General features: G+C 30.9%; 27 protein-coding genes and 15 pseudogenes. 39 read left to right on the top strand and 3 right to left on the bottom strand.

Features of this window, described 5'->3' with window-relative positions; all coding sequences use genetic code 11:
* Window positions 1–31 precede the first annotated feature (31 nt).
* On the top strand, window positions 32–316 hold the full coding sequence (locus PL321_RS17115; protein WP_273962770.1) for a patatin-like phospholipase family protein: 285 nt from the start codon (window positions 32–34) through the stop codon (window positions 314–316).
* A complete protein-coding gene (locus PL321_RS17110; protein WP_273962769.1) occupies window positions 268–819 on the top strand; it encodes a patatin-like phospholipase family protein in 552 nt (183 codons plus the stop codon). The genes PL321_RS17115 and PL321_RS17110 overlap by 49 nt, the downstream gene beginning before the upstream one ends.
* Before the next feature lie 9 nt (window positions 820–828).
* Here PL321_RS17110 and PL321_RS17105 read toward each other — a convergent pair.
* The 3 genes and pseudogenes from PL321_RS17105 to PL321_RS17100 form a co-directional block, all read right to left on the bottom strand.
* Window positions 829–1,263: pseudogene (locus PL321_RS17105) on the bottom strand (nucleotidyltransferase family protein); the annotation flags it as partial.
* A gap of 10 nt (window positions 1,264–1,273) precedes the next feature.
* On the bottom strand, window positions 1,274–1,474 hold the full coding sequence (locus PL321_RS21910) for a nucleotidyltransferase family protein (RefSeq protein WP_443110833.1): 201 nt from the start codon (window positions 1,472–1,474) through the stop codon (window positions 1,274–1,276).
* A gap of 20 nt (window positions 1,475–1,494) precedes the next feature.
* Window positions 1,495–2,019, bottom strand: a complete 525-nt coding sequence (locus PL321_RS17100; RefSeq protein WP_273962768.1) for a nucleotidyltransferase family protein — start codon at window positions 2,017–2,019, stop codon at window positions 1,495–1,497.
* A 114-nt stretch (window positions 2,020–2,133) separates the two neighbouring features.
* Between PL321_RS17100 and pta the strand changes: the two are divergent.
* From pta to PL321_RS20415, 37 genes and pseudogenes are all read left to right on the top strand, one after another.
* Window positions 2,134–3,136 (top strand): annotated as a pseudogene (gene pta, locus PL321_RS17095) (phosphate acetyltransferase).
* A gap of 22 nt (window positions 3,137–3,158) precedes the next feature.
* Window positions 3,159–4,357 (top strand): annotated as a pseudogene (locus PL321_RS17090) (acetate/propionate family kinase).
* A gap of 115 nt (window positions 4,358–4,472) precedes the next feature.
* Window positions 4,473–4,964, top strand: a complete 492-nt coding sequence (locus tag PL321_RS17085; protein WP_273962767.1) for a YceD family protein — start codon at window positions 4,473–4,475, stop codon at window positions 4,962–4,964.
* A gap of 12 nt (window positions 4,965–4,976) precedes the next feature.
* Window positions 4,977–5,153, top strand: a complete 177-nt coding sequence (gene rpmF / locus PL321_RS17080) for a 50S ribosomal protein L32 (protein WP_027307437.1) — start codon at window positions 4,977–4,979, stop codon at window positions 5,151–5,153.
* 134 nt (window positions 5,154–5,287) lie between these two features.
* Window positions 5,288–6,284, top strand: a pseudogene (gene plsX / locus PL321_RS17075) (phosphate acyltransferase PlsX).
* Between the two features lie 148 nt (window positions 6,285–6,432).
* Window positions 6,433–6,621 (top strand): acyl carrier protein, encoded by a 189-nt coding sequence (acpP, locus tag PL321_RS17070; RefSeq protein ID WP_273964656.1) that lies wholly within the window; start codon window positions 6,433–6,435, stop codon window positions 6,619–6,621.
* A 104-nt stretch (window positions 6,622–6,725) separates the two neighbouring features.
* Entirely contained in the window at window positions 6,726–7,337 is a 612-nt protein-coding gene (gene rnc / locus PL321_RS17065) for a ribonuclease III (RefSeq protein ID WP_337960871.1), read from the top strand.
* A complete protein-coding gene (locus PL321_RS20420) occupies window positions 7,322–7,411 on the top strand; it encodes a hypothetical protein (protein WP_337961208.1) in 90 nt (29 codons plus the stop codon). The genes rnc and PL321_RS20420 overlap by 16 nt, the downstream gene beginning before the upstream one ends.
* A 23-nt stretch (window positions 7,412–7,434) precedes the next feature.
* Window positions 7,435–7,973 (top strand): annotated as a pseudogene (locus PL321_RS17060) (radical SAM protein).
* Window positions 7,970–8,413 carry a hypothetical protein gene (locus tag PL321_RS17050; protein ID WP_337961207.1) on the top strand — a complete coding sequence of 148 codons (444 nt, stop codon included), beginning with the start codon at window positions 7,970–7,972 and terminating at the stop codon, window positions 8,411–8,413. The pseudogene PL321_RS17060 and the gene PL321_RS17050 overlap by 4 nt, the downstream one beginning before the upstream one ends.
* Window positions 8,414–8,569: 156 nt before the next feature.
* Window positions 8,570–8,830 carry a stage V sporulation protein S gene (locus tag PL321_RS17045; protein WP_027307442.1) on the top strand — a complete coding sequence of 87 codons (261 nt, stop codon included), beginning with the start codon at window positions 8,570–8,572 and terminating at the stop codon, window positions 8,828–8,830.
* Window positions 8,831–9,023: 193 nt separating this feature from the next.
* Window positions 9,024–9,809 (top strand): annotated as a pseudogene (locus PL321_RS17040) (chromosome segregation SMC family protein); the annotation flags it as partial.
* A gap of 381 nt (window positions 9,810–10,190) precedes the next feature.
* Window positions 10,191–10,424, top strand: coding sequence for a hypothetical protein (locus tag PL321_RS17035; RefSeq protein ID WP_273962764.1), 234 nt, complete (start codon window positions 10,191–10,193; stop codon window positions 10,422–10,424).
* 89 nt (window positions 10,425–10,513) lie between these two features.
* Complete coding sequence (locus PL321_RS17030) at window positions 10,514–10,930, top strand: hypothetical protein (RefSeq protein ID WP_273962763.1); 417 nt, start codon at window positions 10,514–10,516, stop codon at window positions 10,928–10,930.
* A gap of 190 nt (window positions 10,931–11,120) precedes the next feature.
* Window positions 11,121–11,495, top strand: coding sequence for a hypothetical protein (locus PL321_RS17025; RefSeq protein WP_273962762.1), 375 nt, complete (start codon window positions 11,121–11,123; stop codon window positions 11,493–11,495).
* Between the two features lie 307 nt (window positions 11,496–11,802).
* Entirely contained in the window at window positions 11,803–12,192 is a 390-nt protein-coding gene (locus tag PL321_RS17020; protein WP_273962761.1) for a hypothetical protein, read from the top strand.
* A 139-nt stretch (window positions 12,193–12,331) separates the two neighbouring features.
* Window positions 12,332–12,559 carry a hypothetical protein gene (locus tag PL321_RS17015; protein WP_443110673.1) on the top strand — a complete coding sequence of 76 codons (228 nt, stop codon included), beginning with the start codon at window positions 12,332–12,334 and terminating at the stop codon, window positions 12,557–12,559.
* Window position 12,560: 1 nt separating this feature from the next.
* Window positions 12,561–13,462 (top strand): annotated as a pseudogene (gene ftsY / locus PL321_RS17010) (signal recognition particle-docking protein FtsY).
* Window positions 13,463–13,526: 64 nt separating this feature from the next.
* Window positions 13,527–13,859 carry a YlxM family DNA-binding protein gene (gene ylxM / locus PL321_RS17005; protein ID WP_273962760.1) on the top strand — a complete coding sequence of 111 codons (333 nt, stop codon included), beginning with the start codon at window positions 13,527–13,529 and terminating at the stop codon, window positions 13,857–13,859.
* A 15-nt stretch (window positions 13,860–13,874) separates the two neighbouring features.
* Window positions 13,875–15,211 (top strand): annotated as a pseudogene (gene ffh, locus PL321_RS17000) (signal recognition particle protein).
* Between the two features lie 35 nt (window positions 15,212–15,246).
* The gene (rpsP, locus tag PL321_RS16995; RefSeq protein WP_027307447.1) at window positions 15,247–15,492 is read left to right on the top strand and encodes a 30S ribosomal protein S16; all 246 of its coding nucleotides are present in this window, start codon (window positions 15,247–15,249) and stop codon (window positions 15,490–15,492) included.
* Between the two features lie 15 nt (window positions 15,493–15,507).
* Window positions 15,508–15,735, top strand: coding sequence for a KH domain-containing protein (locus PL321_RS16990; RefSeq protein WP_027307448.1), 228 nt, complete (start codon window positions 15,508–15,510; stop codon window positions 15,733–15,735).
* Between the two features lie 52 nt (window positions 15,736–15,787).
* Window positions 15,788–16,290 (top strand): annotated as a pseudogene (gene rimM, locus PL321_RS16985) (ribosome maturation factor RimM).
* A gap of 79 nt (window positions 16,291–16,369) precedes the next feature.
* Window positions 16,370–17,019: pseudogene (trmD, locus tag PL321_RS16980) on the top strand (tRNA (guanosine(37)-N1)-methyltransferase TrmD).
* 125 nt (window positions 17,020–17,144) lie between these two features.
* Window positions 17,145–17,492 carry a 50S ribosomal protein L19 gene (rplS, locus tag PL321_RS16975; protein WP_027307451.1) on the top strand — a complete coding sequence of 116 codons (348 nt, stop codon included), beginning with the start codon at window positions 17,145–17,147 and terminating at the stop codon, window positions 17,490–17,492.
* A gap of 69 nt (window positions 17,493–17,561) precedes the next feature.
* Window positions 17,562–18,430 (top strand): annotated as a pseudogene (gene ylqF, locus PL321_RS16970) (ribosome biogenesis GTPase YlqF).
* 158 nt (window positions 18,431–18,588) lie between these two features.
* Window positions 18,589–18,914 (top strand): annotated as a pseudogene (locus PL321_RS21905) (ribonuclease HII).
* Complete coding sequence (locus tag PL321_RS16955) at window positions 18,914–19,174, top strand: hypothetical protein (RefSeq protein ID WP_337961205.1); 261 nt, start codon at window positions 18,914–18,916, stop codon at window positions 19,172–19,174. The pseudogene PL321_RS21905 and the gene PL321_RS16955 overlap by 1 nt, the downstream one beginning before the upstream one ends.
* Window positions 19,175–19,178: 4 nt before the next feature.
* Complete coding sequence (locus tag PL321_RS16950; RefSeq protein WP_273962757.1) at window positions 19,179–19,538, top strand: YraN family protein; 360 nt, start codon at window positions 19,179–19,181, stop codon at window positions 19,536–19,538.
* 133 nt (window positions 19,539–19,671) lie between these two features.
* Window positions 19,672–20,938: pseudogene (locus PL321_RS21900) on the top strand (YifB family Mg chelatase-like AAA ATPase).
* A gap of 1 nt (window position 20,939) precedes the next feature.
* Window positions 20,940–21,155: a hypothetical protein gene (locus tag PL321_RS16925; protein WP_337961203.1), complete on the top strand. Its 216-nt coding sequence runs from the start codon at window positions 20,940–20,942 to the stop codon at window positions 21,153–21,155.
* 134 nt (window positions 21,156–21,289) lie between these two features.
* Window positions 21,290–22,159, top strand: a complete 870-nt coding sequence (gene dprA, locus PL321_RS16920; protein ID WP_273962756.1) for a DNA-processing protein DprA — start codon at window positions 21,290–21,292, stop codon at window positions 22,157–22,159.
* 126 nt (window positions 22,160–22,285) lie between these two features.
* Window positions 22,286–23,879 (top strand): annotated as a pseudogene (topA, locus tag PL321_RS16915) (type I DNA topoisomerase).
* Window positions 23,880–24,063: 184 nt separating this feature from the next.
* Window positions 24,064–24,222, top strand: coding sequence for a topoisomerase DNA-binding C4 zinc finger domain-containing protein (locus PL321_RS21895; RefSeq protein ID WP_443110672.1), 159 nt, complete (start codon window positions 24,064–24,066; stop codon window positions 24,220–24,222).
* Window positions 24,201–24,305: pseudogene (locus tag PL321_RS21890) on the top strand (hypothetical protein); the annotation flags it as partial. The gene PL321_RS21895 and the pseudogene PL321_RS21890, both read left to right, overlap by 22 nt.
* Window positions 24,306–24,505: 200 nt before the next feature.
* Window positions 24,506–25,036: an ATP-dependent protease subunit HslV gene (gene hslV, locus PL321_RS16910; RefSeq protein WP_273962755.1), complete on the top strand. Its 531-nt coding sequence runs from the start codon at window positions 24,506–24,508 to the stop codon at window positions 25,034–25,036.
* Between the two features lie 11 nt (window positions 25,037–25,047).
* Window positions 25,048–25,326, top strand: a complete 279-nt coding sequence (locus tag PL321_RS20415) for an AAA family ATPase (protein WP_337960870.1) — start codon at window positions 25,048–25,050, stop codon at window positions 25,324–25,326.
* The last annotated feature ends 7 nt before the right edge of the window (window positions 25,327–25,333 follow it).

Genomic DNA, 25,333 nt, shown 5'->3' with positions numbered 1-25,333 from the left:
TAATAATATTTATGATTGGTAGGGATGGTATATGTATAAAAACCTAAAAATAGGATTAGCTTTGGGTTCTGGTGCATCAAGAGGGTTAGCTCATATTGGTGTAATAGAAATATTGGAGAAATATGGAGTAATTGCGGATGCAGTATCAGGAAGTAGCATAGGTTCTGTTGTGGGTGCTCTTTATTGTAGTGGGTTTGATTTTAAATATGTATCAGCTTTATGTAAAAATCTTAATAAAAAACCTATATTGATATTGCAGTACCAAGATTGGGATTTGTTAAAGGTGATAGAATATGTGAAATCATTAAATTGTTAACTAAGGATACGGAATTTAAGGATTTAAATAAAAAATTTTTCGTAGTTGCAACGGATTTAAAAAATAAAAGACTTGTTGTATTTGAGGAAGGAAAGGTTTACGAAGCAGTAAGGGCAAGTATATCAATACCTGGTGTATTTATACCAGTATATAAGGATGATATGGTTTTGGTAGATGGAGGCGTTTTAGAAAGGGTTCCTTCTAAAATATTAAAAAATTATGGAGTTGATTATGTAATAGGAGTAGATGTGGGGTTTAATTTAAATACTTCAAATTGTAAAAGTATATTTCACGTTCTATATGAATCTATAGATTTAATGGAAAAAGAACTTTTTGAGCTGAAAAAGCAAGATGCTGATAAACTTATACGTGTTGATATTGATGATGTTGATCCAATAGGTTTTGAACACGCAGAAGAGACTATAGAAAAGGGAAGACAGGCAGCTATGAAGGAAATAGAAGGACTTTTAAAGCAGTTAGATTCTATAGCTGCCAGTAAATAGGGTTTGTTTTTAGATCCCACTTTGCCAACCTTTTTTATCCTTTAATGCAATTGCGTAAATGTCAGATGCATCTATATCTAACTTTAGCTTGTCATAATCATATTTACTTGGATTTGTAATTAAAGAGACTGAAGATTCCTTTTTCATTCTTTTTATTAGTTCACGCCCTTTGTCGTTAAAACCTAAAATTCTTATATACTCAGGTTTTTGATTTACTTTATAAAGTAAATCATTAGTATGATTTAGTAGTATATTAATTAATATGCGTTGAATTCTTGTTTGTGTGTATCTTTTAGATTTTACATAATCTATTAATTGATATATATCTGATGTATCTTCGGCAGCCTGCTTTAATTTAAACTCTAAACCCTCTGAAACGTCTAGTATATTTTTAAGTTCCTGTGGTGATTTTGTTCTTATAGAATAATAGATGATGTCCTCAAAGCTTTTAAGCTTATGGGGGCATTATTATTTTTATTTCTTCTTTTATTGTTTCATAGCAAAATTTTGGCATAGAATTTACAACTTCTTGATTATTTATGTTTTTTCTTATAGAAGTTGCACTTGAGATGTTTCCAGTTAAATTATCTTGATTGTAATTATTTACAATTCTTTTAATTGTATAGGCCTTTAATTTTGAGTTTAATTTTAAGATTGACTTTATATATTCAATTCCTAATATGTTATTTGAGTTTTTAGAATATTTTCTACATCAATATCATTTACATTTAACAAATTGTGATATATTATATAATTGTTGAGACTTTTTAACCTGGCAGAAGGAAATGACAACCCTAATTTAAGATAATCCTTTAAATATTGTCTATATTCATTGGGTTCATACACCAAAACTTCTGCAATTTTATATAGTTGAGATATATCTCCGCATTCACTACCAAAACAAATATTATTAACAATGTTAGTTGAATCTAAGGTTGCTATAGCACCAAAGGCAAAACCTTCTGCACTTGATTTTGAGTATATTACAGGAAGTTCAATAACTAAGTCTACACCAGCTTGGAGGGCCATTTTAGTTCTTAGCCATTTGTCAATAAAGGCTGGCTCACCTCGCTGTACAAAATAACCACTCATAACAGCAATTAATGCATCACATTTAGTTAGTTCTTTTGTTTTGTTTATATGATAAATGTGACCATTATGTAGAGGGTTGTATTCTACTATTATTCCTGTAACATTCATTAGTAATACCTCCTAATTATTTGATAACTATATTATATTTATAAAAGGATTATTTGTCACGCATTGATAAATAGTTTTACAATGCGTAATAATATAAAAGAAAGGGGTATGATTATGTCAATAATGCAAACTATATGGCAAAAAGCAAAACAAGACAAAAAAGAATAGTTCTACCTGAAGGAAATGAAAAAGAACTGTAAAGGCTGCAGAAATAATTAAAAGAGAAGGATTAGCTGAGATTGTTTTAATAGGTAAAAAGGAAGAAATTGAAGCTACAGCAAAGGAAGTAGGAGCAAACATAGAGGGTGTTGAAATAATAGACCCAGTTTTATCAGAAAAGTTCGATACATACGTAAATGAATTTTATGAGTTAAGAAAGAGCAAAGGTGTAACATTAGAACAGGCAAGGGAAATAATAAAGGATGAAATATATTTTGGTACAATAATGGTTAAAATGAAGGATGCAGATGGTCTTGTTTCAGGTGCTATCCACTCAACAGGTGACCTTCTAAGACCAGCACTTCAAATAATAAAGACTGCACCTGGTATGTCAATAGTTTCAAGTTGCTTTGTTATGGAAATACCAAATAAACAATATGGTGAAGAAGGATTAATGTTATTTGCAGACTGTGCTGTTAACCCAAATCCATCAGCAGAAGAACTTGCTTCAATAGCAATAGCTACAGCAAACACTGGTAAGGTTTTATGTGGAATTGAACCAAGAATTGCTATGCTGTCCTTCTCAACTAAAGGAAGTGCAAAGCACGAACTTGTAGATAAGGTTGTTAAGGCTACTGAAATAGCAAAGGAAAAGGCACCACATTTAATGATAGATGGAGAATTACAACTGGATGCTGCAATTGTGCCAAAGGTTGCTGAATTAAAGGCTCCAAATAGTTCAGTTGCAGGAAAGGCAAATGTGTTAGTATTCCCAGATTTACAAGCTGGTAATATAGGATATAAGCTTGTTCAAAGATTAGCTGGTGCTGAAGCTATAGGACCAATTTGTCAAGGATTTGCTGCACCTGTAAATGATTTATCAAGAGGATGTAGCATTGAAGATATAGTAAATGTTGTTGCTATAACAGCAGTTCAAGCACAAGGAATTAATCTATAATGCAAGGAAAGGGGATAAACAAATGAAGGTATTAGTAATCAACTGTGGAAGTTCATCTTTAAAGTACCAATTAATCAATATGGAAAATGAAAAGGTAATGGCAAAGGGCCTTGTTGAAAGAATAGGAATTGAAGGTTCACAATTAAAGCATCAACCAGATGGAATGGATAAAATAGTAGTTGAAAAGCCAATGAAGGATCATAAGGATGCTATTAAAGTTGTTCTTGATGCCCTATTAGATGAAAACTATGGTGTAATTAAAGATATGAATGAAATTTCAGCTGTAGGTCACAGAGTGGTTCACGGTGGAGAAAAGTATTCAGGATCAGTTTTAATTACAGAAGATGTAATGAAGGTACTTGAAGAATGTACACATTTAGCACCACTACATAACCCACCAAATATAATAGGAATTAATGCTTGTAAGGACTTAATGCCACAAACTCCAATGGTTGCTGTATTTGATACTGCCTTCCATCAAACAATGCCAAAACACGCTTATATGTATGCTCTACCATATGAATTATACGAAAAGCACGGAATAAGAAGATACGGATTCCACGGAACATCTCATAAGTATGTATCAAAGATTGCAGCAGAGCAAGTTGGAAAAGATATAAAGGATTTAAAGATAATTACTTGCCACTTAGGAAATGGTGCGAGTGTTGCAACAATTGATGGTGGAAAGTCAGTTGATACAAGTATGGGATTTACTCCACTTGAAGGTCTTGCAATGGGAACAAGATGTGGTGATATAGATCCAGCAATAGTAACTTTCCTACAAAAGGAAGAAAACTTAAGCTATGAAGAAGTAAATAATATAATGAATAAGAAGTCTGGAGTACTTGGAATTTCAGGTGTAAGCAGTGATTTTAGAGATATTGAAAATGCAGCTTTTGATGGAAATGAAAGAGCTCAGTTAGCACTTGATGTGTTCCACTACAAGGTTAAAAGTATATCGGAGCTTATACAGCAGCTATGGGTGGACTTGATGTACTAGTATTTACAGCAGGTTTAGGAGAAAATTCACCTGAAACAAGATTTGAAGTGTGCAAGAATATGGAATACCTTGGAATAAAGGTTGATGCAGAAAAGAATAAGGTAAGAGGAAAGATACAAGAAATTTCAACTGAAGATTCAAAGGTTAAGGTATTTGTAATACCAACTAATGAAGAGTTAATGATAGCACGAGACACAGTTGAAATAGTTAGAGGTTTATAATAAAATTATGGCAAGAAAAATAAACATATTTTTCTTGCCATATCATAATTTAAGCCTTGACTTTTCAAAACACAGCTTATATAATTAATTGTGGCACTTTGATTGAGGTGAGTTTATGAAGATTGATGTGCAGGATTTACTTATAGGTAAATCCGTTGATAAGGATGTTTGTGAAGACTTTAGCTTAGCGAAGATTGACTTTAACAATAATGAATATACCTTTGAGGGTCCAATACATATAAAAGGTACCTTAAGTAAAATTGAAGATGGAGTAGTTTTTAAAGGTCACATTTTAGCTAAGGTTAAAACAGTTTGTTCAAGGTGCTTAGATGAAATTGTAAAGGACTTAAACATTGAATTTGAAGAAGAATTTAGAAAATCACAGGATGAATTAGGGTACAAGATTATTGACAACTTTATAGATATTACAAAGTTGATTGAGGATAATATCCTATTAAATGTACCTTTAAAAACCCTTTGTAGTGAATCCTGTAAAGGATTGTGTCCAGTTTGTGGCACAAATTTAAATAAATCCACTTGTAGTTGTGATACACAAATAATTGATCCACGACTAGAAAAATTAAAAAACTTTTTTAACCGAGATTAAGGAGGTGTAACAATGGGTAATCCAGCCAGAAGACATTCAAAGTCAAGAAGAGATATGAGAAGAGCACAAACTTGGAAACTAGCTATGCCAGGAATGGTTGAGTGCCCACAATGCCATGAAATGAAGCTTGCACATAGAGTGTGTGGAAATTGTGGTTACTACAAAAATAGAGTAGTTGTTGAGAAATAAGAAAGTCTCTTGTAGACTTTCTTTTTTATGCTTTTAATATAAACAATACCAAAATTATTAGTATTTTGTATAATTGTCTTGAATTAATTTATAAAAATAGTATACTAAAAATTAACAAAGTAAGGAGGGATATGATGAAAGTAGTAATAGATGCTATGGGTGGAGATAATGCACCACAGGAGATAGTAAAGGGTGCTATTGAGGCTGCAAAGGAATATGGCTTAGATATAATTTTGGTTGGTGCAGAAGAAAAAGTAAATAAAGAGATACAAAAATATGATATAAGTGGACTAAATATTGAAGTTGTTAATGCTACAGAAGTAATTGAAAATAATGAATCGCCAACTATGGCAATAAGAAGAAAAAAGATTCATCATTAGTTATGGCTTTTAAAATATTAAAGGAAGGAAGAGCAGATGCACTAATTTCAGCAGGAAGTACAGGTGCTATTTTGGCAGGAGGTATATTTTTGTTAGGCAGAATAAAAGGAATTGATAGGGCTGCATTAACGCCTGTGCTGCCAGGTAAAAATGGACCTTTTATAATTGTTGATGCAGGAGCAAATGCAGATTGTAAGCCTAATAATTTGTTGCAGTTTGCTATGATGGGAGAAGTATATGTAAATAAAGTTTTAGGGATGAATAATCCTAAAATTGCCCTTGCTAACATAGGTTCAGAGGAAGAAAAAGGTAATGAATTAACAAAGCAAAGTTATGAAATAATTAAAGATAAAATAAAGGGATTTGTAGGAAATATAGAGGGAAGAGACATACCAAATGGAGATGTTCAGGTTGTGGTATGTGATGGATTTACTGGAAATATGATTTTGAAGGTATATGAAGGTGTTGCAGGAACTATTTTTGATATTTTAAAAAAGAAATAATGTCCTCTTTTAGAAGTAAAATAGGAGGTTTATTATTAAAACCTGTATTTAAAAAATTTAAAAAACAATTTGATTATACTGAATACGGCGGTGCAATATTACTTGGAGTAGATGGACTTGTAATAAAAGCACACGGAAGCTCTAATGCTAAAGCCTTTAAAAATGCAATAAGACAAGCAAAGGCAGCCTATGATGGTAGAATTCTTGATGATATAAAGCAAGAGTTAACTAAGATAAATTTTGAATAATAGACTGAATCTATTCATAATATAAGATAAGAAATAATAATTTATGTTGACTCATTACAATATATGTAATATTATATAGTTGAGTTTGAAGGGAGGTGAACTTATGATTTTTGAAAGAGTTAAGGAAAGAATTTCAGAAGTTTTATGAATAGATCCAGAGGATATTACAATGGAATCATCATTTATGGATGATTTAGGTGCAGATTCATTAGATGTAGTTGAATTAATTATGGCTCTTGAAGATGAGTTTGATTTAGAAATCCCAGATGAAGAGGCAGAAAAAATTCAAACTGTTGGAGATGTAGTTGAGTACATAAAGGAAAATACAGATTTTTAACATAGTCCCGATTTATTCGGGGCTTTTAACATATTTCATAAGTTAATTTTATTTATATAAAGTTAACTTATGGAATGTGACAACAAACCATTAGGGGGCATTATATGGATAAGATAAGAAAAAAGCAGTTAAAGCATTTAGAAGAGATAATAGATGTTGATTTTGAAAATATTTCGTTGTTAGATATTGCGTTAACACACAGTTCTTATGCAAACCAGTTTAATTTAGGATATAATTCCCATAATGAAAGATTGGAATTTTTAGGAGATTCCGTTCTAAGTTTAATTGTAAGTGAGTATTTGTTCAAAAAGTTTAAAAATAAACCTGAAGGCAAATTAACAAGGATTAGGGCATCGGTTGTATGTGAATCATCTTTGGCGGATATGGCAAGAAAATTAAAATTTAATGAATATCTAAGAATAGGAAAGGGAGAGGAATTAACAGGAGGAAGACAAAAGGATTCTTTGCTTGCAGATTGTTGTGAGGCTGTTATAGCTGCAATATACTTAGATAGAGGCTTTGAAAAGGCTAAGAAGTTTGTTATAAAAAATTTAGAAGAAAAAATAGAACTTTTTAGTAATGATATAAACTATAATGATTATAAATCTAAATTGCAGGAATATGTTCAAAGGGACATAAATAAAAAATTACTTACAGAGTTGCAAATGAATATGGTCCAGATCATAATAAAACCTTTGAAATTAATGTATATTTAGATGATACGCTGTATGGAAAGGGAATTGGAAAGAGCAAAAGGAAGCAGAACAAAATGCAGCAAGGGAAGCTTTGAAAACATTAGGAGTTGATTAAAAAATGAAACATTATATAATACCAATATTTGTTCCACATAAGGGGTGTCCCCACGATTGCATATTCTGCAACCAAAAGAGGATAACTGGACAATATAAAGATATAGAAGTTAAAGATGTTTATCATATAATTGAAGAACATTTAAAAACTATAGATAGAAAAAATTCACATATTGAGATTTCCTTCTTTGGTGGAAGTTTTACTGCAATTGATTTAGAAAAGCAGAGGGAGTTTTTAGAGGTAGCTAAAAAATATGTAGATATGGGAATGGTAGATGAAATTAGGCTATCTACACGACCAGATTATATTGACAGAGAAATACTTGATAATCTAAAAAATATAGTGTTAAAAATATAGAGCTTGGTGCACAGTCAATGGATGATGAGGTGTTAAAAAAACAATGTAGAGGTCATACAAGTGAAGATGTTATTTCAGCGTCAAAGTTAATAAAGGAGTTCGGGTTTAATTTAGGACTTCAAATGATGGTTGGACTCTATGGTGATTCCTTGGAAAAAGATATTTATACAGCAAAAAGTTTATAGAGTTAAAACCTGATTTTGTAAGGATTTATCCAACGTTAGTTGTTAAAGATACTTATTTAGAGATTTTATATAAAGAAGGTTTGTATAAACCCTTAGAGATAATGGAAGCTGTTTATATTTGCAAGGAACTTTATAAATTATTTTATAAAAACAATATATATATAATGAAAATTGGTCTACAAGTTTCAGAGGATTTTACTCTTGGTAAGAATGTAGTTGCAGGTCCTTTTCATCCTGCTTTCAGGGAGCTTGTTGAATCAAGTTTGTTAAATGATATGATTTTATATGTGATACAAAAGTATTTTAAAGAATCTAAAACTATTGATTTGATTGTAAACCTAAAAACCTTATCAAAACTTTATGCAGATAAAAAAGATTTTTTACGACACATTACAACAAATTTCAGACAAAAACTTATAGTACATCAAAAGAAGATATAAATTTGTTTGAGATATGCATTAATAGTAATGAAAAATGTTATAAAATGTCGTTATTTGATTATATTAACTTGACAACATAAAGAAGGAAAAACCTCCTCTATATAGAATATATAAAGTATAGTAATAATTATAGTCTATATGAAGGAGGAGTTATATATGGAAGTATTAAAGGTATCAGCTCAATCACAACCAAAGGCTGTAGCAGGTGCTTTAGCTGCAACTTTAAGAGAAAGAGCATCAGCAGAAATACAAGCAATAGGTGCAGGTGCAGTAAACCAAGCTATAAAGGCTATAGCAATAACCAGAGGATTTGTAGCACCAAATGGAATTGATTTAGTTGTTATTCCAGCTTTTTCAGAAGTTGAAATAGACGGAGAAGAAAGAACAGCAATTAAATTTATTGTTGAACCAAGATAATTTAAAGTTAAATATTAGTTTTTGAAAGTGCCATAAGGTAAAGGATGTTATTCTTTTACTGTTTATGGCACTTAATTTTATGTTAGCTTGACACTTATTTAAATATATAATTAAAATAGATATGTTAGATATATTACAGGACACCAAATTTAAAGTGCTTACTTATTTTTTACTATTAGAGAGGGTGTTTAGATTGTATTTAAAACGAATTGAGGTTAAAGGATTTAAGTCATTTGCTGATAAAATTGAATTAGATTTTAATGCTGGTATTACTGCTATAGTTGGACCTAATGGAAGTGGAAAAAGCAACATATCTGATGCAATAAGATGGGTTTTAGGAGAACAGAGTGCAAAGACTCTAAGAGGAGCAAAGATGGAGGATGTTATCTTTGCAGGAACAGAAACAAGAAAACCATTAGGTTGTGCTGAAGTATCTCTAACAATTGATAATTCTGATGGGATTGTTCCTATTGAATATACAGAAATAACAGTTACAAGAAGGCTTTATCGTTCTGGGGAAAGTGAATATTTGATTAATAATACACCTTGTAGACTAAGGGATATTCAAGAAATTTTTATGGATACAGGTATAGGTAAGGATGGGTATTCATTAATTGGACAAGGTAGAGTAGATGAAATTTTAAGTACCCGTTCGGAGGATAGAAGAAATCTATTTGAAGAAGCTGCAGGTATAGTAAAGTATAAGACAAGAAAATTAGAGGCTGAGAGAAAACTTGAAAACACAAGACAAAATTTATTAAGATTAGATGACATTATTTCAGAATTAGAATCACAGATTGAACCTTTAAAGGAACAGTCTGAAGTGGCTAAAAAATACTTAACTTATAAAGAAGAACTTAAGGAATTAGAAATAAACTTAATATTAAATAATTATAATGAGGCAAGAGAAAAATATAAAAAGATTGTAGTTGATGTAGATACAATAAATCAGAGTAAGGAGCAGGAAGAAACACGAAAGCATAACTTAAAGGAAGAGATTATATCGTTAAAACAAACTATGGCTGAAATAGAAAAGAATTAGAAAGAGTATCATCAGAGAGATTAGAACTTGAAAAAATCAAGAAAACAAACAGGGAGAAATAAAGGTATTAAATGAGAGATATGCAAACTTTATAAATGAAATAGAAAGATTAAAAAATGAAATTGAGAATAATAAGCAGTACGTTACGGAAATTGATTCAAGTATACAAAATTTAGCTTTAGATAATAATGAAGTTTTAGATGAGATACAGGTAATTAAATCAGATATAGATAAAATTGAGAAGGAATACAACATCATAAATAAAAAATACATTGAAATAGAAACAGATGTAGAGGAAAAAAGTCAGGATTATTGCAATTGCTTAATGATATCTCCCAAGAGAAAAATAAAATAAACTCCTATGAAATAACGCTACAGAATTTTGAAAGACGTAAAGAACAGATAGATTATCTAAAAAATCAAAAGATGGAGGAATTAGAGAGGGTTTATAAGGAAAAAGAAGCAAATAATAATAATTATAATAATTTAAGTGAAAAGAAGAACAATAAATTAGATTTGTATAATTCAGTTTTGCAGCAAATTAATTTTTAGAACAAGAGGCGAAAAGATTACAAACAGAGAAAAATAACCTTATATCAGATATAAAGTCAAAAGAGGCAAGATGCAATGCTTTAATTTCTATGGAGAATGAATTAGAGGGATTTAATAAAGCAACAAAATATATTTTAACTAATTATAAAGAGAATTCTGGTGTATTAGGTGCAGTTTCAGATATTTTAAAGGTTCCAAAAGGATATGAGGTGGCAATTGAAATTGCATTAGGAGCAGCAATTCAAAATATTGTTGTAAAAAATGAAAATGTAGCAATACAACTTATAGAAGTGCTTAAAAAGAATAATATTGGAAGAGTTACCTTCTATCCATTAAATACGATTAAATACAAACCATATATAATAGATGAAAAAATAAAGGAAATGCATGGATATTTGGGTTTGGCAAACGAGATTGTAAGCTTTAATGAAGAATATAAAAATGTAGTAGGGAATATACTGGGCAGAGTTATCGTATGTAATAATTTAGATAATGCAAAAAAATAGCAAAGGCAATAGATTATTCAGTAAGGATAGTTACATTAGAGGGTGATGTAATAAATGCTGGAGGAAGTTTTACTGGTGGTAGCGTAGGTAAAACCAACGGTATTTTTCAAGAAAAAATGAGATAGAAGAATTAAATAAAAATCTATGTACGCTTAAGGATACAGCTCTTGAGTATGATAAGAGTATTTCTATGAACAATGAGAGAATTAATAGTTACTTTAATAAAAAGAATGAAATAGAACAGGAAATTAAAGATATTGAAAAGGAGATACAAATATTAGTTGGAAAGCAATTATTCTATGATAAACAGATTGAAGATATAAACAAAAATATTAAAGACATTGAGGTAGAATTAGAACATATTAATATAGAAACTCAAAATCTCAACAATAAGCTTTTAGAGAGACAAGAACAATTAAATGCATTAGAAGAAAAACAAGCTTCGATTCAAGAATATGTTGAGAATACCCAAAAGAATATAAGGGATTTACAAGTAAATAAGGATGTTTTATATAAGGAATTAACAGATAAGAGGATTCTTTATGCTGAAAAAATAAAATTTTAGAGGGAATAAGTGAAAGAAGGAAACAGCTAGAAAAGGAAAAAATAATTATGAAAATAGAATAAAGAACTATGAATTAGAAATAGAAAATTTAAATATAAAAATAGAAGAAACAAAGGAAAATATAAGAAAGAATTTAATTGAACTGCAGAAGTATGCAGAAGACATTATAAAAGTAAAAGAGGAATATTACACCTTTGAAGGAAGGAAAAAGGAAATTTCTGATATTATACAAACAAAAGAAAAAGAAATAGTATCAGTAGAAGAGAATATATCTTCTATAATAAATTCAGTTCATAAGCTTGATATTATGAAAAATAGGCTTGAAAATGAGATTGAGGTTTTAACAAATAAACTTTGGGAAGAGTATGAACTATCTATTCCTCAGGCTGTAAAATATAAAAAGGATATTAAAAATATTAGTGAAATATCAAAAAGAGTAAATGAACTTAAGAGTAATATAAGATTGCTTGGGGATGTAAATGTTAATTCCATAGAGGAATATAAAAGGGTTATAGAAAGATATACATTTTTAAAACAACAGAGGGAAGACTTAATTAATGCTGAAAAGTCTTTGGTTGGTGTTATAAATGAAATGGTTCAAAGGATGACTGAACAATTTAAATTTAATTTTAGAGTTATAAGGGAAAACTTCAATATAACCTTTAAGGAATTGTTTGGAGGGGTTATGCAGATTTAAGGCTTGATGGAGAGGATGTTTTAAATTCAGGAATAGAAATTATAGTTCAACCTCCAGGTAAAAACTTCAAACATTATCTTTATTATCTGGTGGTGAAAGAGGGCTTGCAGCTATAGCACTTATTTTTGCTATATTAAAAATGAAGCCTACGCCCTTCTGTGTTCTTGATGAAATAGAAGCTGCCTTAGATGATGCTAATGTTAATAGGTTTGCTGACTTTTTAAAGGACTATTCAACAAGGACTCAATTTATTATAATAACACATAGAAAGGGTTCTATGGCGGCTGCTGATACTCTTTATGGTGTTACTATGGAGGAAAAGGGAGTATCAAAGGTTGTTTCATTAAAGTTAGAGGGAGGAAAATAATATGTCGTGGTTTGAAAAATTAAAACAAGGTCTAACAAAGACAAGAAATGTAATAAATGATAAGGTAGATGCTTTACTATCCTTCACAAAAACTATAGATGATGAATTATATGAAGAGTTAGAGGAGATATTAATAACATCAGACGTAGGTGTTAATACTACAACGAAGATAATAGAGATGCTCAGGAAGAAGGTTAAAGAAAACCGCATAGACGATCCATCAAAGGTCAAAGATCTTCTAAAGGAAATAATTTCAGATATTTTGGATAATGAAAAGCAATCTGTTATTCCTCAGTCAACACCCGCTGTTTATATAGTTGTAGGTGTAAATGGAGTTGGAAAAACAACTTCAATCGGTAAAATGTCCCATTATTTAAAACAAAAGGGGTATAAAGTTATGCTTGCAGCAGCAGATACTTTTAGAGCAGCTGCAATTGATCAGCTTGAGGTATGGGCAAAGAAGTGGAGTTGATATAATAAAACATCAAGAGGGTGCTGATCCTGCAGCAGTTGTTTTTGATGCTATTCAAGCAGCAAAGGCAAGAGGAGTAGATATATTAATTTGTGATACTGCAGGAAGACTTCATAATAAAAAGAATTTAATGGAAGAATTAAGAAAATAAATAGGATTGTTGAAAGAGAATATGAGAATGCCTATAAAAAACATTCCTTGTACTTGATGCTACAACAGGACAAAATGCTTTAAATCAGGCAAAAGAGTTTATGAATGTTGCAAATGTTAATGGATTGATTTTGACAAAATTAGATGGGACAGCAAAGGGAGGGGTTGTAATTTCAATTGCAAATGAACTTAATATTCCTGTTTCAATGATAGGTGTTGGAGAAGGAATAGAGGATCTACAGGAATTCGATCCAAAGGAATTTGCAAATGCTTTATTGTGATGTTAAGTAAAAATACTTGACACATTTATAATATTTTGTTATTATCATTTAGGGATGTGCTGATATGGATAGATTGAGTTATATTATTCTCTTGTTAGATTTTTATAGAAATTTATTAACTGAGAAACAACGAGATATAATGTCAAGACATTTTGAAGAGGATATGTCGCTTGCTGAGATTGCTGAGGAGTATGGTATATCAAGGCAGGCAGTACACGATATAATAAAAAGAAGTGAAAAAGCTTTGTTAGATTATGAAGAAGAATTAGGTTTGGTAGATAGGTTTTTAAAACAAAAACAAGAGCTTATTAAAATAAAAACATTATTAAGTAAGTACCAAGAATATGATGACATAAAACAATCATTGGATATTTTAAATAAGCTTTTAGATATTTGATTAGGAGGTCATCTTATGGCTTTTGAAGGGCTTACGTCTAAGCTTCAAGAAACATTTAAAAAATTAAGGGGTAAGGGTAAATTAACTGAAAAAGACGTAAAGGATGCAATGCGTGAGGTTAAATTAGCCCTTCTTGAAGCTGATGTTAATTATAAAGTTGTTAAGGAATTTGTAAAAAGTGTTTCTGAAAGGGCTGTTGGAGAAGAGGTAATGGAGAGCCTTACTCCAGCACAGCAGGTTATAAAAATTGTTAATGAAGAATTAATTAAGCTGATGGGAAGCACAGAAAGTAAGTTAAGACCAGCCAATAATCCACCAACTGTAATTATGCTGGTTGGTCTACAAGGTGCAGGTAAAACTACAATGGCTGCAAAGCTTGCACTGCATTTGAAAAAACACAATAAAAAGCCGCTTCTTGTTGCAGCAGACGTATATAGACCGGCTGCTATAAAGCAGTTACAAATATTAGGTAATCAAATTGATATTCCTGTATTTAGTTTAGGTGATAAGGTAGATCCAGTAGATATAGCAAAAGCAGGTATAGAAAATGCAAAAAGCAAGAGAGAGACTATGTTATTATAGATACTGCTGGTCGACTTCATATAGACGAAGAGCTTATGCAGGAACTTAAAAATATAAAATCTGAGGTTAAACCAAATGAAATTCTGTTAGTTGTAGACGCAATGACTGGTCAGGATGCTGTCAATGTTGCAGAACATTTTAATAATAATCTTGAACTAACAGGAGTCATACTAACAAAGTTAGATGGAGATACAAGAGGTGGAGCTGCTATTTCAGTAAAGGCAGTAACAAATACACCTATTAAGTTTGTAGGAACAGGTGAGAAGCTAAATGACTTTGAGGTGTTCCATCCAGATAGAATGGCCTCAAGAATATTAGGAATGGGAGATATATTAAGCCTAATAGAAAAAGCTCAAGAGGCAATTGATGAAAAGAAGGCTGCAGAACTTGAAAAGAAGTTATTAAGCCAAGAGTTTACACTCGAAGATTTTCTTGATCAAATGCAGCAAATGAAAAAGATGGGGCCTTTAAAGGATTTAGTTAAAATGATTCCTGGCGTAGATGTTTCGAAGCTTGGCGATATGGAAGTAAATGAAAAGGAATTACTACACGCTGAAGCTATTATTAAATCTATGACTAAAGAAGAAAGAAGAAATCCTTCAATTATTAATGCGAGTAGAAAAAGAGAATAGCTAAAGGCTCAGGAACATCAATCCAAGAGGTAAATAAACTGCTTAATGGATTTGAGCAAGCCAGAAAGATGATGAAACAATTTGGAGATATGCAAAAAATATGAAAAAGGGAAATTTAAATTTCCTTTCTTTAAATAAATTATGACAACGTGTATTGTAAGGAGGTGAAAACTATGGCAGTAAAGATAAGATTAAGAAGAATGGGTGCTAAGAAGGCTCCTTTCTACAGAATAGTTGTTGCTGATTCAAGATCACCAAGAGATGGTAGATTCATTGAAGAAATAGGATACTACAATCCAATTGCTGAGCCAGCAGATATAAAGATTGATGTTGAAAATGCAAAGAAGTGGTTAGCAAATGGAGCTCAACCATCAGATACAGTTAAGCGTCTATTTAAAAAAGCTGGTGTTATAGAATAATGGAGGTGGATTACCATGAAGGAATTGGTTGAGGTAATCGCCAAGTCACTTGTTGACAATCCTGATGAAGTTCAGGTAAAGGAAATATCTGGAGAGCAATCAGTTATTATTGAATTAAAGGTTGCTCCAGAAGATATGGGTAAGGTAATAGGTAAGCAAGGAAGAATTGCAAAGGCTATAAGAACTGTTGTTAAAGCCGCTGCAATTAAAGAAAATAAAAGGGTAATAGTTGAAATAATATAATAAAAAGAGTTAGGTAATCCTAACTCTTTTAACATAAGAAGGTGGTAAAATTATGAAAAACTATCTAAAGATTGGTCAGATAATAAATACTCACGGAGTTAAGGGTGAGGTAAAGGTATATCCATTAACAGATGATATTAAAAGATTTAATAAGCTTAAGTTTGTTTTTTTAAGGAAAAGGATACATATAATAAGGTTAATGTTGAAGGTGTAAAATACTTTAAAAATTTAGTGATATTAAAATTAGAAGGCATAAACAATATGACAGAGGCGGAAAAATATAAGAAAGTATATATATATATAGATAGAGAAAATGCAGTTAAGTTGGAGGAGGACGCATATTTTATTGCAGACTTAATTGGGCTTGATGTTTATACGTTAGAAGGAGAGTATTTAGGGAAAATAACAGATGTTTTTAGTACAGGTAGCAATGATGTGTATGAAATAAAAGATGAAAACAGTAGTTTACTTATACCTGCAATAAAGGATGTTGTTAAAGAAGTGGACATAAACAATTCTGTAATGAAAATAAATTTATTAGAGGGATTAAGATGAAATTTGATGTTTTAACTTTATTTCCTGAAATGTTTGAGGCGTTAAACCATAGTATACTAAAAAAGCACAAGAAAATGGTATTATTGAAATTAATACAATAAATATAAGAGACTTTTCAAATAATAAACATAGAAAAGTTGACGATTATCCCTATGGTGGTGGAGCGGGTATGGTTATGCAGGCAGAACCGATATACAATGCTGTCGATTATTTAATAAACAGATATGGGAAAAAACCGTACACTATAATGATGTCACCAAGGGAAAGAGATTTGAACAGAGGGATGCTAATAGATTTCTTCAAAAAGAACATATTGTAATTTTATGTGGTCATTATGAAGGAATTGATGAAAGAGTTTTAAAGATTGTAGATGAAGAAATTTCAATTGGTGATTTTGTTTTAACTGGCGGAGAAATTGCAAGTATGGCGATAATAGATTGTATAAGCAGATTAGTTCCAGGAGTTTTACCCAAGGCAGAAAGTTATCAAGATGAGTCCTTTTATGATGGTTTATTGGAATATCCGCAATATACTCGACCTGAAGTTTTTAGAGGGATGAAGGTTCCTGATGTATTACTATCAGGTCACCACGAAAATATTAGGAGATGGAGAAAATATCAATCATTAAAAATAACCTATGAAAGAAGGCCAGATCTATTAAATAAAAAGAAATTAACTAAAGAAGAGCAGGATATGTTAAAGGAAATAATACAGTCAAAAGAAGAATAAAGAGTTAAAAATATGAAAATTGTTGTTGATATATTTATTTTTATGTGATATAATTATCGTTGTGTAAAAAACGGGCGTTCCTCTGCAACAGCATGAACGTCTATGATAAAAGGGAGGTAAAGGACATGGATATCATTAGAGCTATTGAAGCAGAACAATTAAGAAGTGATATTCCAAACTTTGGACCTGGAGATACTGTAAAGGTTCACGTAAAGGTTAAGGAAGGAAACAGAGAAAGAATCCAAGTATTTGAAGGAATTGTTTTAAAGAGACAAAATGGTGGTCTAAGAGAAACATTTACAGTAAGAAAGATTGCTTACGGTGTTGGTGTTGAAAGAACATTCCCTGTTCACTCACCAATGATTGACAAGATTGAAGTTGTAAGAAGAGGTAAAGTAAGAAGAGCTAAGCTTTACTACTTAAGAAAGAGAGTAGGTAAGGCTGCTACAAAGGTTAAGGAAATTATGGACTAATGGGGCTGAGTTTCAGTCCCATTTTACTTTATATAATGTTTTTATATAATTACAAAAGGAGGGGATGTTATGAATATTCAGTGGTACCCAGGCCATATGGTCAAAACAAAAAGACAAATAGAAGAAAGCTTGAAAATAATTGATGTTGTAATAGAACTTTTAGATGCAAGGATACCTGTAAGTAGTAAAAACCCTGATATAGATGATTTGATAAAAAATAAACCTAAGGTAGTACTGTTAAACAAATGTACTTTAGCAGATGAAAAGATTACAAAAGAATGGATAAAATATTTTAAAGATAGAGGAATATATGCTTTAGATATAGATTCTGTAACAGGCAAAAATATATCAAGGGTATATCCAGTTTTAAAGGAAGCAGTAAAGGAGAAGTTTGAAAGGAAGGCTGCAAAAGGGATTGTAGGAAGACCAATACGTGCACTTGTAGTTGGTATACCCAATGTAGGAAAATCTTCTTTTATAAATAAAATATCAAATAAATCAAGTGCTAAAACTGGTGACTTGCCAGGAGTTACCAGATCTAAGCAATGGATTAAGGTAAATAAGGAATTTGAACTGTTGGATACTCCAGGTATATTATGGCCTAAATTTGAGGATGAAAAAGTTGCCCTACATTTAGCCTATACAAAATCTATTAAGGAAGAAATTATTGATATAGAAGAATTGTCATTAAAGTTTATTGAGGAGATGAAGGATAAGTTTCCTAATTTATTGAAGGATAGATATAAAATTGATTTAGATAAATCTGCTCTTGAGGTATTAAAGGAAATAGGTAAAAGAGGGGATGTATTGTATCGGGTGGAGAGATAGATACTTTGCGTGCTGCAAATATTCTATTTGAGGACTATAGATCAGGTAAGTTAGGAAAAATTACTTTAGAATCACCAATATATGATGAAGAGGTGCAAAATGAAGCTTAAAGAGTTAGAGAATCTACTTAAAAATTCATCCTATGAAGAGTTTTTAAATTTAAAAACTTCCTATTATAATGAGGAAAAAAATCTATAGTAAATCTTTTTAAAAAATATGAGAACAAATTTAAAAAGCAGCAAAAAATATTAGAGGAATATGAAAAAGATTGATTTACGAAAAGGATTTATTAAATAAGGGATATAGATTTATTGCTGGAGTTGATGAAGTCGGTAGAGGTCCGTTAGCTGGTCCTGTTTATGCAGCAGCTGTTATTTTAGATTTAAATAATCCTATATATGAGATAAAAGACTCAAAAAATTATCTGAAACTAAACGAAAAGAAATCTCAGAAGCAATAAAAATGAGCTGTGTTTCCTATTCAATAGCCTTTGCTTCAGAAGAGGAAATTGATGATTTAAATATATTAAATGCAACTAAGCTTGCAATGAAAAGAGCTATAGAGGGGCTTAGTGTAAAGCCTGATTTTTATTAATTGATGCTGTAAAGCTTGATTTAGGAATTGATTATGCTTCATTAGTTAAAGGTGATGACTTATCTGCATCAATAGGTGCAGCGTCAATTGTTGCAAAGGTTGAAAGAGATGAATTTATGGATAAGATTGCTTTGAAATATCCGTTTTATTCCTTTGAAAAGAATAAAGGATATGGTACAAAGGAACATATAGAGGCAATAAAAAGTATGGACCTTGTGAAATACATAGGAGAAGTTTTTAAAGAATATTGTTTAGGGTGATACTATGAATAACAGGGTATTGGGAAACTTAGGAGAAGAAGCTGCTAAACATTTTCTTATTAAAAATGGATATAGGGTAGTTAAAACAAACTATAAAAATATCTTTGGAGAAATAGACATAGTTGCTATTGAAAAGGATTGTATATCCTTTATAGAGGTTAAAACACGAAGTTCTATACGTTATGGCCTACCTTGTGAAGCAGTAAATTATAAAAAAATTGAAAAAATAAAAAAGGTAGCCTTAGGCTATCTTAATGAAAATAGAACGAATAAGTATAAAATAAGATTTGATGTTGTTGAAGTATATGTAGATAAAGACAGAAATACAGTTAAAGAAATAAATTTAATTAAGGATGCCTTTTAAGACCGTGAACCTTTGTTGTTCACGGTTTTTGTTTTAATATATGATTAAATTTCATAAAAGGAGGATATAATTTACAATAAATTATTTTTTAGGGGAGGATGATTATGATTAGTAGAGTAAACTCCATTTTTTAATGGGTATGGATGGATTTGTCTTAGATATAGAAGTTGATATCCAGGCAGGTCTTCCTGCCTTTAATATGGTTGGGTTGCCAGATGCAGTTATCAAGGAATCTAAAGAAAGAGTTAGAAGTGCTATAAAAATTCTAATTTGGAATTTCCAAAGGGCAAGGTATTGGTTAATTTTGCACCAGCTTCTTTAAAAAGAAGGAAATCATCTTGATTTGCCAATAGCAATTTCGATATTAAAGGCTTGTGGAGAAATAAGAGGTGATATTGAAGGGGATATTTTTGTAGGAGAACTTGCTTTAAATGGTACTATTCGCCGAGTAAGAGGTCTTCTCCCTATGATAATAGAGGCAAGGTCAAAGGGATTTAGAAGGATTTTTATTCCTGTTGATAATATCAATGAAATTAAAATGATAGAGGGTATAGACATATTTCCTGTAGATAGTTTAAGAGAAGTTGTTGATTATTTAAACGGAGAAGTACAGCTTACAAAGGTTCAGACGATAAAATATGATATTACAAATATGAAATACGGAGTTGATTTTAATGAAGTAAAGGGTCATAGTTTTGCTAAAAGGGCTGTTGAAATAGCTGCAGCAGGTTTTCATAACATACTGATGTATGGTCCACCTGGTTCAGGGAAAACTATGATAGCTCAAAGAATCCCCTCAATTTTACCTTATCTAACATACGAAGAGAGTTTGGAAGTATCAAAGGTGTATAGTATAGTTGGAGCTTTGAAGGAAGATAGTATGATATTTTATCCTCCATTTAGAAATCCACACGTAAATGTATCTACTAACTCTTTAATAGGCGGAGGAACAGTTCCAATTCCAGGTGAAGTTTCGTTGGCACATAATGGTGTGCTTTTTTAGATGAGTTTACTGAGTTTAAAAGAGAGGCACTTGAGGCGTTAAGGCAACCACTTGAGGATGGAGTAGTTACAATTTCAAGAGTTAAGGCAAAATATACGTTTCCTGCAAAATTTATGCTTGTTGCAGCAATGAATCCTTGTCCTTGTGGGTATTATGGTTCGGATATTAAAGAGTGTAAATGTACTGAATCGCAAATAAAAATTATTTATCAAAAGTATCAGGTCCAATATTAGATAGAATAGACATTCATATAGAACTTTCACCTGTCAAATTTGAAGAATTACAAAATAATAAGGACGAAATAGCTTCAATAGAAATATTAAAAAAGTTATTAAGGCAAGAGAAATTCAGGCAAAACGATTTAAAAATGAAGGTATTTTGTATAATTCAAGTATGAAATCAAAGCATATAAAAAATATTGTAGATTAGATATTGAAGCAGAGAAATTATTAGAAAATGCATATAAAAGCTTTAATATGACAACAAGGTCCTATGCAAAAATACTAAAGATATCAAGAACAATAGCAGATTTAGAAGAAAGTGAAGATATAAAAGCAAACCATATTGCTGAGGCACTGCAATATAGAAAGTTAGATGGTACATTGTTGAGATAGGTGATGTTTATGAGTTTAGAATATAAATTATGGTTTTTTATGCTAAAAATTAACAGAAGATTAAAAGAGAAATTATTAATTTAAATATTACTCCAGAAAAGCTATTTAACATAAATTTAAATGAATTAGTTAGTATGGGTATAGATATTATCACGTCTGAATATATAATAAACAATAGGAACCTACAACAAAGTAGAGAGATATTAAAACAAATGGATAAGAAAAATATAAAATTTACTTTTATTACAGATGAAACATATCCAGCAACTTTAAAGTTAATAGATGATGCACCTATAGGTTTATTTTACATAGGAAATATTATGTTACCAGAATATCTTTTAGCTATTGTTGGCTCAAGAAGGGCAACTAATTACGGAAAAACTGTAGCATATAAACTTAGCTTAGAATTATCAAAGTATAATTTAGGAATAGTAAGTGGTATGGCTCGTGGGATTGATACAGAAGCCCATAAGGGTGCGTTAGATGCTAATGGTTTTACAGTTGCTGTTTTAGGTTCAGGATTTAATAATATATATCCCAAGGAAAATATAAAGTTGATGAATAAAATAATTGACAACGGTTGTGTTATCACGGAATATCTGCCTGATATGAAGCCCTATAGTTTTAATTTTCCTGAAAGGAATCGAATTATAAGTGGGTTATCTAAGGCTGTTTTGGTGGTTGAAGCAGGCATAAATAGTGGTTCTATGATAACAGTTAATTGTGCATTAGAGCAGGGTAAAGATGTTTATGCAGTGCCTGGAGACATTTATAGAGAGCAAAGTAAGGGATGCAATAAGCTTATTAAGGATGGGGCAAAATTAGTAGATTCAATTGAGGATATACTTGAAGAATTAGGTATAAGAAGTAGTATATCAAAATATAATATAGAATTAGATGAGTTTGAACAGAATATTATTAGATGCATTAATGAAGGTAGCTTGACCTTTGAACAAATAAAGCTAAAGTGTAATTGTGAAACAAGTTTTTGTTATCAAAATTAACTATACTTGAATGCAAAGGAATAATAAAAAGACTTTACGGGGGAATTATGTTATCATAAAATCTTGATTTTATAAAATTTTCTGTTATAATACAGTTATTGTTAAATAGTTACTGGAGGTGTTAAAATGGCTCAATCTCTTGTAATAGTTGAGTCACCAGCAAAGGCAAAAACTATAGGCAAATTTTTAGGAAAAGGATATAAAATAGCTGCTTCTATGGGACATGTAAGGGATTTACCTAAAAGTCAATTAGGTGTTGATATAGAGAATAATTATGAACCTAAGTATATAACCATTAGAGGTAAAGGTAAGCTTATTGACGAATTAAAAAGGAAGCTAAAAAATGTCAAAAAGTTTATCTTGCAACAGACCCAGATAGGGAAGGAGAGGCTATATCTTGGCACCTTGCTACCATTCTGGGCCTTAATTTTAACGAAGAGTGCAGAATTGAATTTCACGAAATTACAAAGAAGGCTCTAAATGAGGCTATAAAAAGTCCGCGTAAAATAAATATGAATTTAGTGAATGCACAACAGGCAAGAAGAGTTTTAGATAGATTAGTTGGTTATGAAATAAGTCCGATTTTATGGAAGAAAGTTAAATGGGGACTATCAGCTGGTAGGGTTCAATCAGTAGCAGTAAAGCTTATATGTGAAAGAGAACTGGAAATAAATAATTTTGTACCTGAAGAATATTGGTCTATAACTGCAAAATTAAAAAATAAAAATAAGCAATTTGAAGCTAAATTTTATGGAAAAGATAACGAAAAATTAGAACTTAAAAATAAAGAACAAGTAGATCAAATATTAAACAACTTAAAAGATGTAGAATACAAAGTTATAAATGTTAAAAAACAAGAAAAGAAAAAGAGCCCACTTCCACCCTTTACAACAAGTTCTTTACAACAAGAGGCCTTTAAAAAGTTAAATTTTACTACAAAAAGACTATGTCAATAGCACAGCAATTGTATGAAGGTATAGATATAAAAGGTGAAGGAACAGTGGGGTTAATTACCTATATGAGAACTGATTCTGTAAGAATTTCAGAGGAAGCACAAAAGGAGGCAAAGGAATACATAATTAATAATTTTGGAAAAGAATACGCACCTCATACAACAAAAAGCTATAAAACAAAGGGAAATATTCAGGATGCACACGAAGCAATAAGACCAACCTCAGTTAACAGACATCCTGAACATATTAAGGATTCTTTAACCAATGATCAATATAAACTTTATAATCTTATTTGGAATAGATTTATTGCAAGTCAGATGTCTGAAGCAGTATATGATACTACATCTGTTGATATTTTAGCAGGTGATTACATATTTAAAGCATCTGGAAGTATTTTAAAATTCAATGGATATTTATCTGTATATCAACAAGAGGAAGATGAAAAAGAAGCAAAATTACCAGAAATAAATATTGATGATGTATTGACATTAATAAATTTAGACAGTAAACAACATTTTACTCAGCCACCAGCAAGATATACAGAAGCTACATTAGTAAAAGTATTAGAGGAGAAGGGGATTGGAAGACCAAGTACATATGCACCTATAATAAGTACAATACTTGAGCGTGGATATGTTGAAAAGGAAAAGAAATATTTTATACCTACAGAATTAGGTATAATTGTAACAGAACTTTTAAATGAAAACTTTAGGGATATAGTGGATGTCGAATTTACTGCAGAAATGGAAAAAAGCTGGATGAGATAGAAGAAGGACAAGAAAATTGGGTTGAAGTTGTAGATTCCTTCTTTAAGCCATTAAAGAAACAAATTGAGTTAGCTGAACATACAATAGAAAAGGTATCGATAGAAGAAAAGGTTGAAGTAACAGATATTAAATGTGAAAAATGCGGTAGGAATATGGTTATAAAAAGAGTAAATATGGTAAGTTCTTGGCCTGCCCAGGATATCCTGAGTGTAAAAATACAAAACCTATATTAGATGAGCTTGATGTTAATTGTCCATTATGCGGTTCAAAGGTTGTTGTGAGAAGAAGTAAAAGGGTAAAACATTTTATGGATGCAGTAATTTTCCAAAATGTAATTATGTAAGTTGGGATAAACCTACTAATGAAAAATGCCCCAAATGCGGCGAGACACTTTATGAAAAGAATGTCAGGGGAGAAAAAAGTTAGTATGTATAAATAAAAACTGCAAATAATAAAATCAGAAAAATTGTACAAATCTTATTGTTTAAATTAAAAAATATGTCGAAAAAAATAAAAAAATGTTGCAATATCGTTTGCATTATGTTATAGTTATATTGCTGATGGGAAATAAACAATTCAAAAAATTTTAAAAAATGATTTTATAAATAACATTGGGGGTTATAAATATGTTTAGAGCAACGACAATAGTTGCTGTTAAGGATGTAAATATGGTAGCAATTGCAGGTGATGGACAAGTAACTTTTGGAGAAAATACTATCATCAAATCATCTGCAAATAAAATACGCAAGATATATAATGACAAAGTTCTAATTGGTTTTGCAGGTTCAGTAGCAGATGCTTTTACTCTTGCTGAAAAATTTGAAGATAAACTCACCGAATATAATGGAAATTTAAGGAAGGCTGCTGTAGAGCTTGCAAATTTCTGGAGAAGTGATAAGGCACTTAGAAAGCTTGAAGCTTTGATGATAGCTGCAGATAAAGAAACGCTTCTCATCATATCTGGTGGAGGAGAAGTTATTGAACCTGATGATGGTATTGCCGCAATTGGTTCAGGAGGAATGTATGCTTTAGCAGCTGCAAGAGCTTTAAAACAAAATACTGATCTGACCCCAAAGGAAATAGCCTTTAAATCATTAGAAATTGCTTCAGAGATATGTGTATATACAAATAACAATATCAACGTATTGGAGCTTTAAATTGGTGGGATATGAATGGAACAATTAACTCCAAAAAGATAGTTCAAGAACTTAATAAGTATATAATTGGTCAGGATGAGGCTAAAAAGATGGTTGCTGTTGCCTTAAGAAATAGATATAGAAGAAGAATGGCAGCAGATGAAATAAAGGAAGATATTATTCCAAAGAATATTTTAATGATAGGGCCAACTGGTGTAGGTAAAACAGAAATAGCAAGAAGACTGGCAAAATTAGTTAATGCCCCTTTGTCAAGGTTGAGGCAACAAAATTCACTGAAGTTGGCTATGTAGGTAGAGA

Source organism: Caloramator sp. mosi_1, from assembly GCF_028622835.1.
GTDB lineage: Bacteria > Bacillota > Clostridia > Clostridiales > Caloramatoraceae > Thermobrachium.
This window is presented reverse-complemented; position numbering and strand designations above follow the sequence as displayed.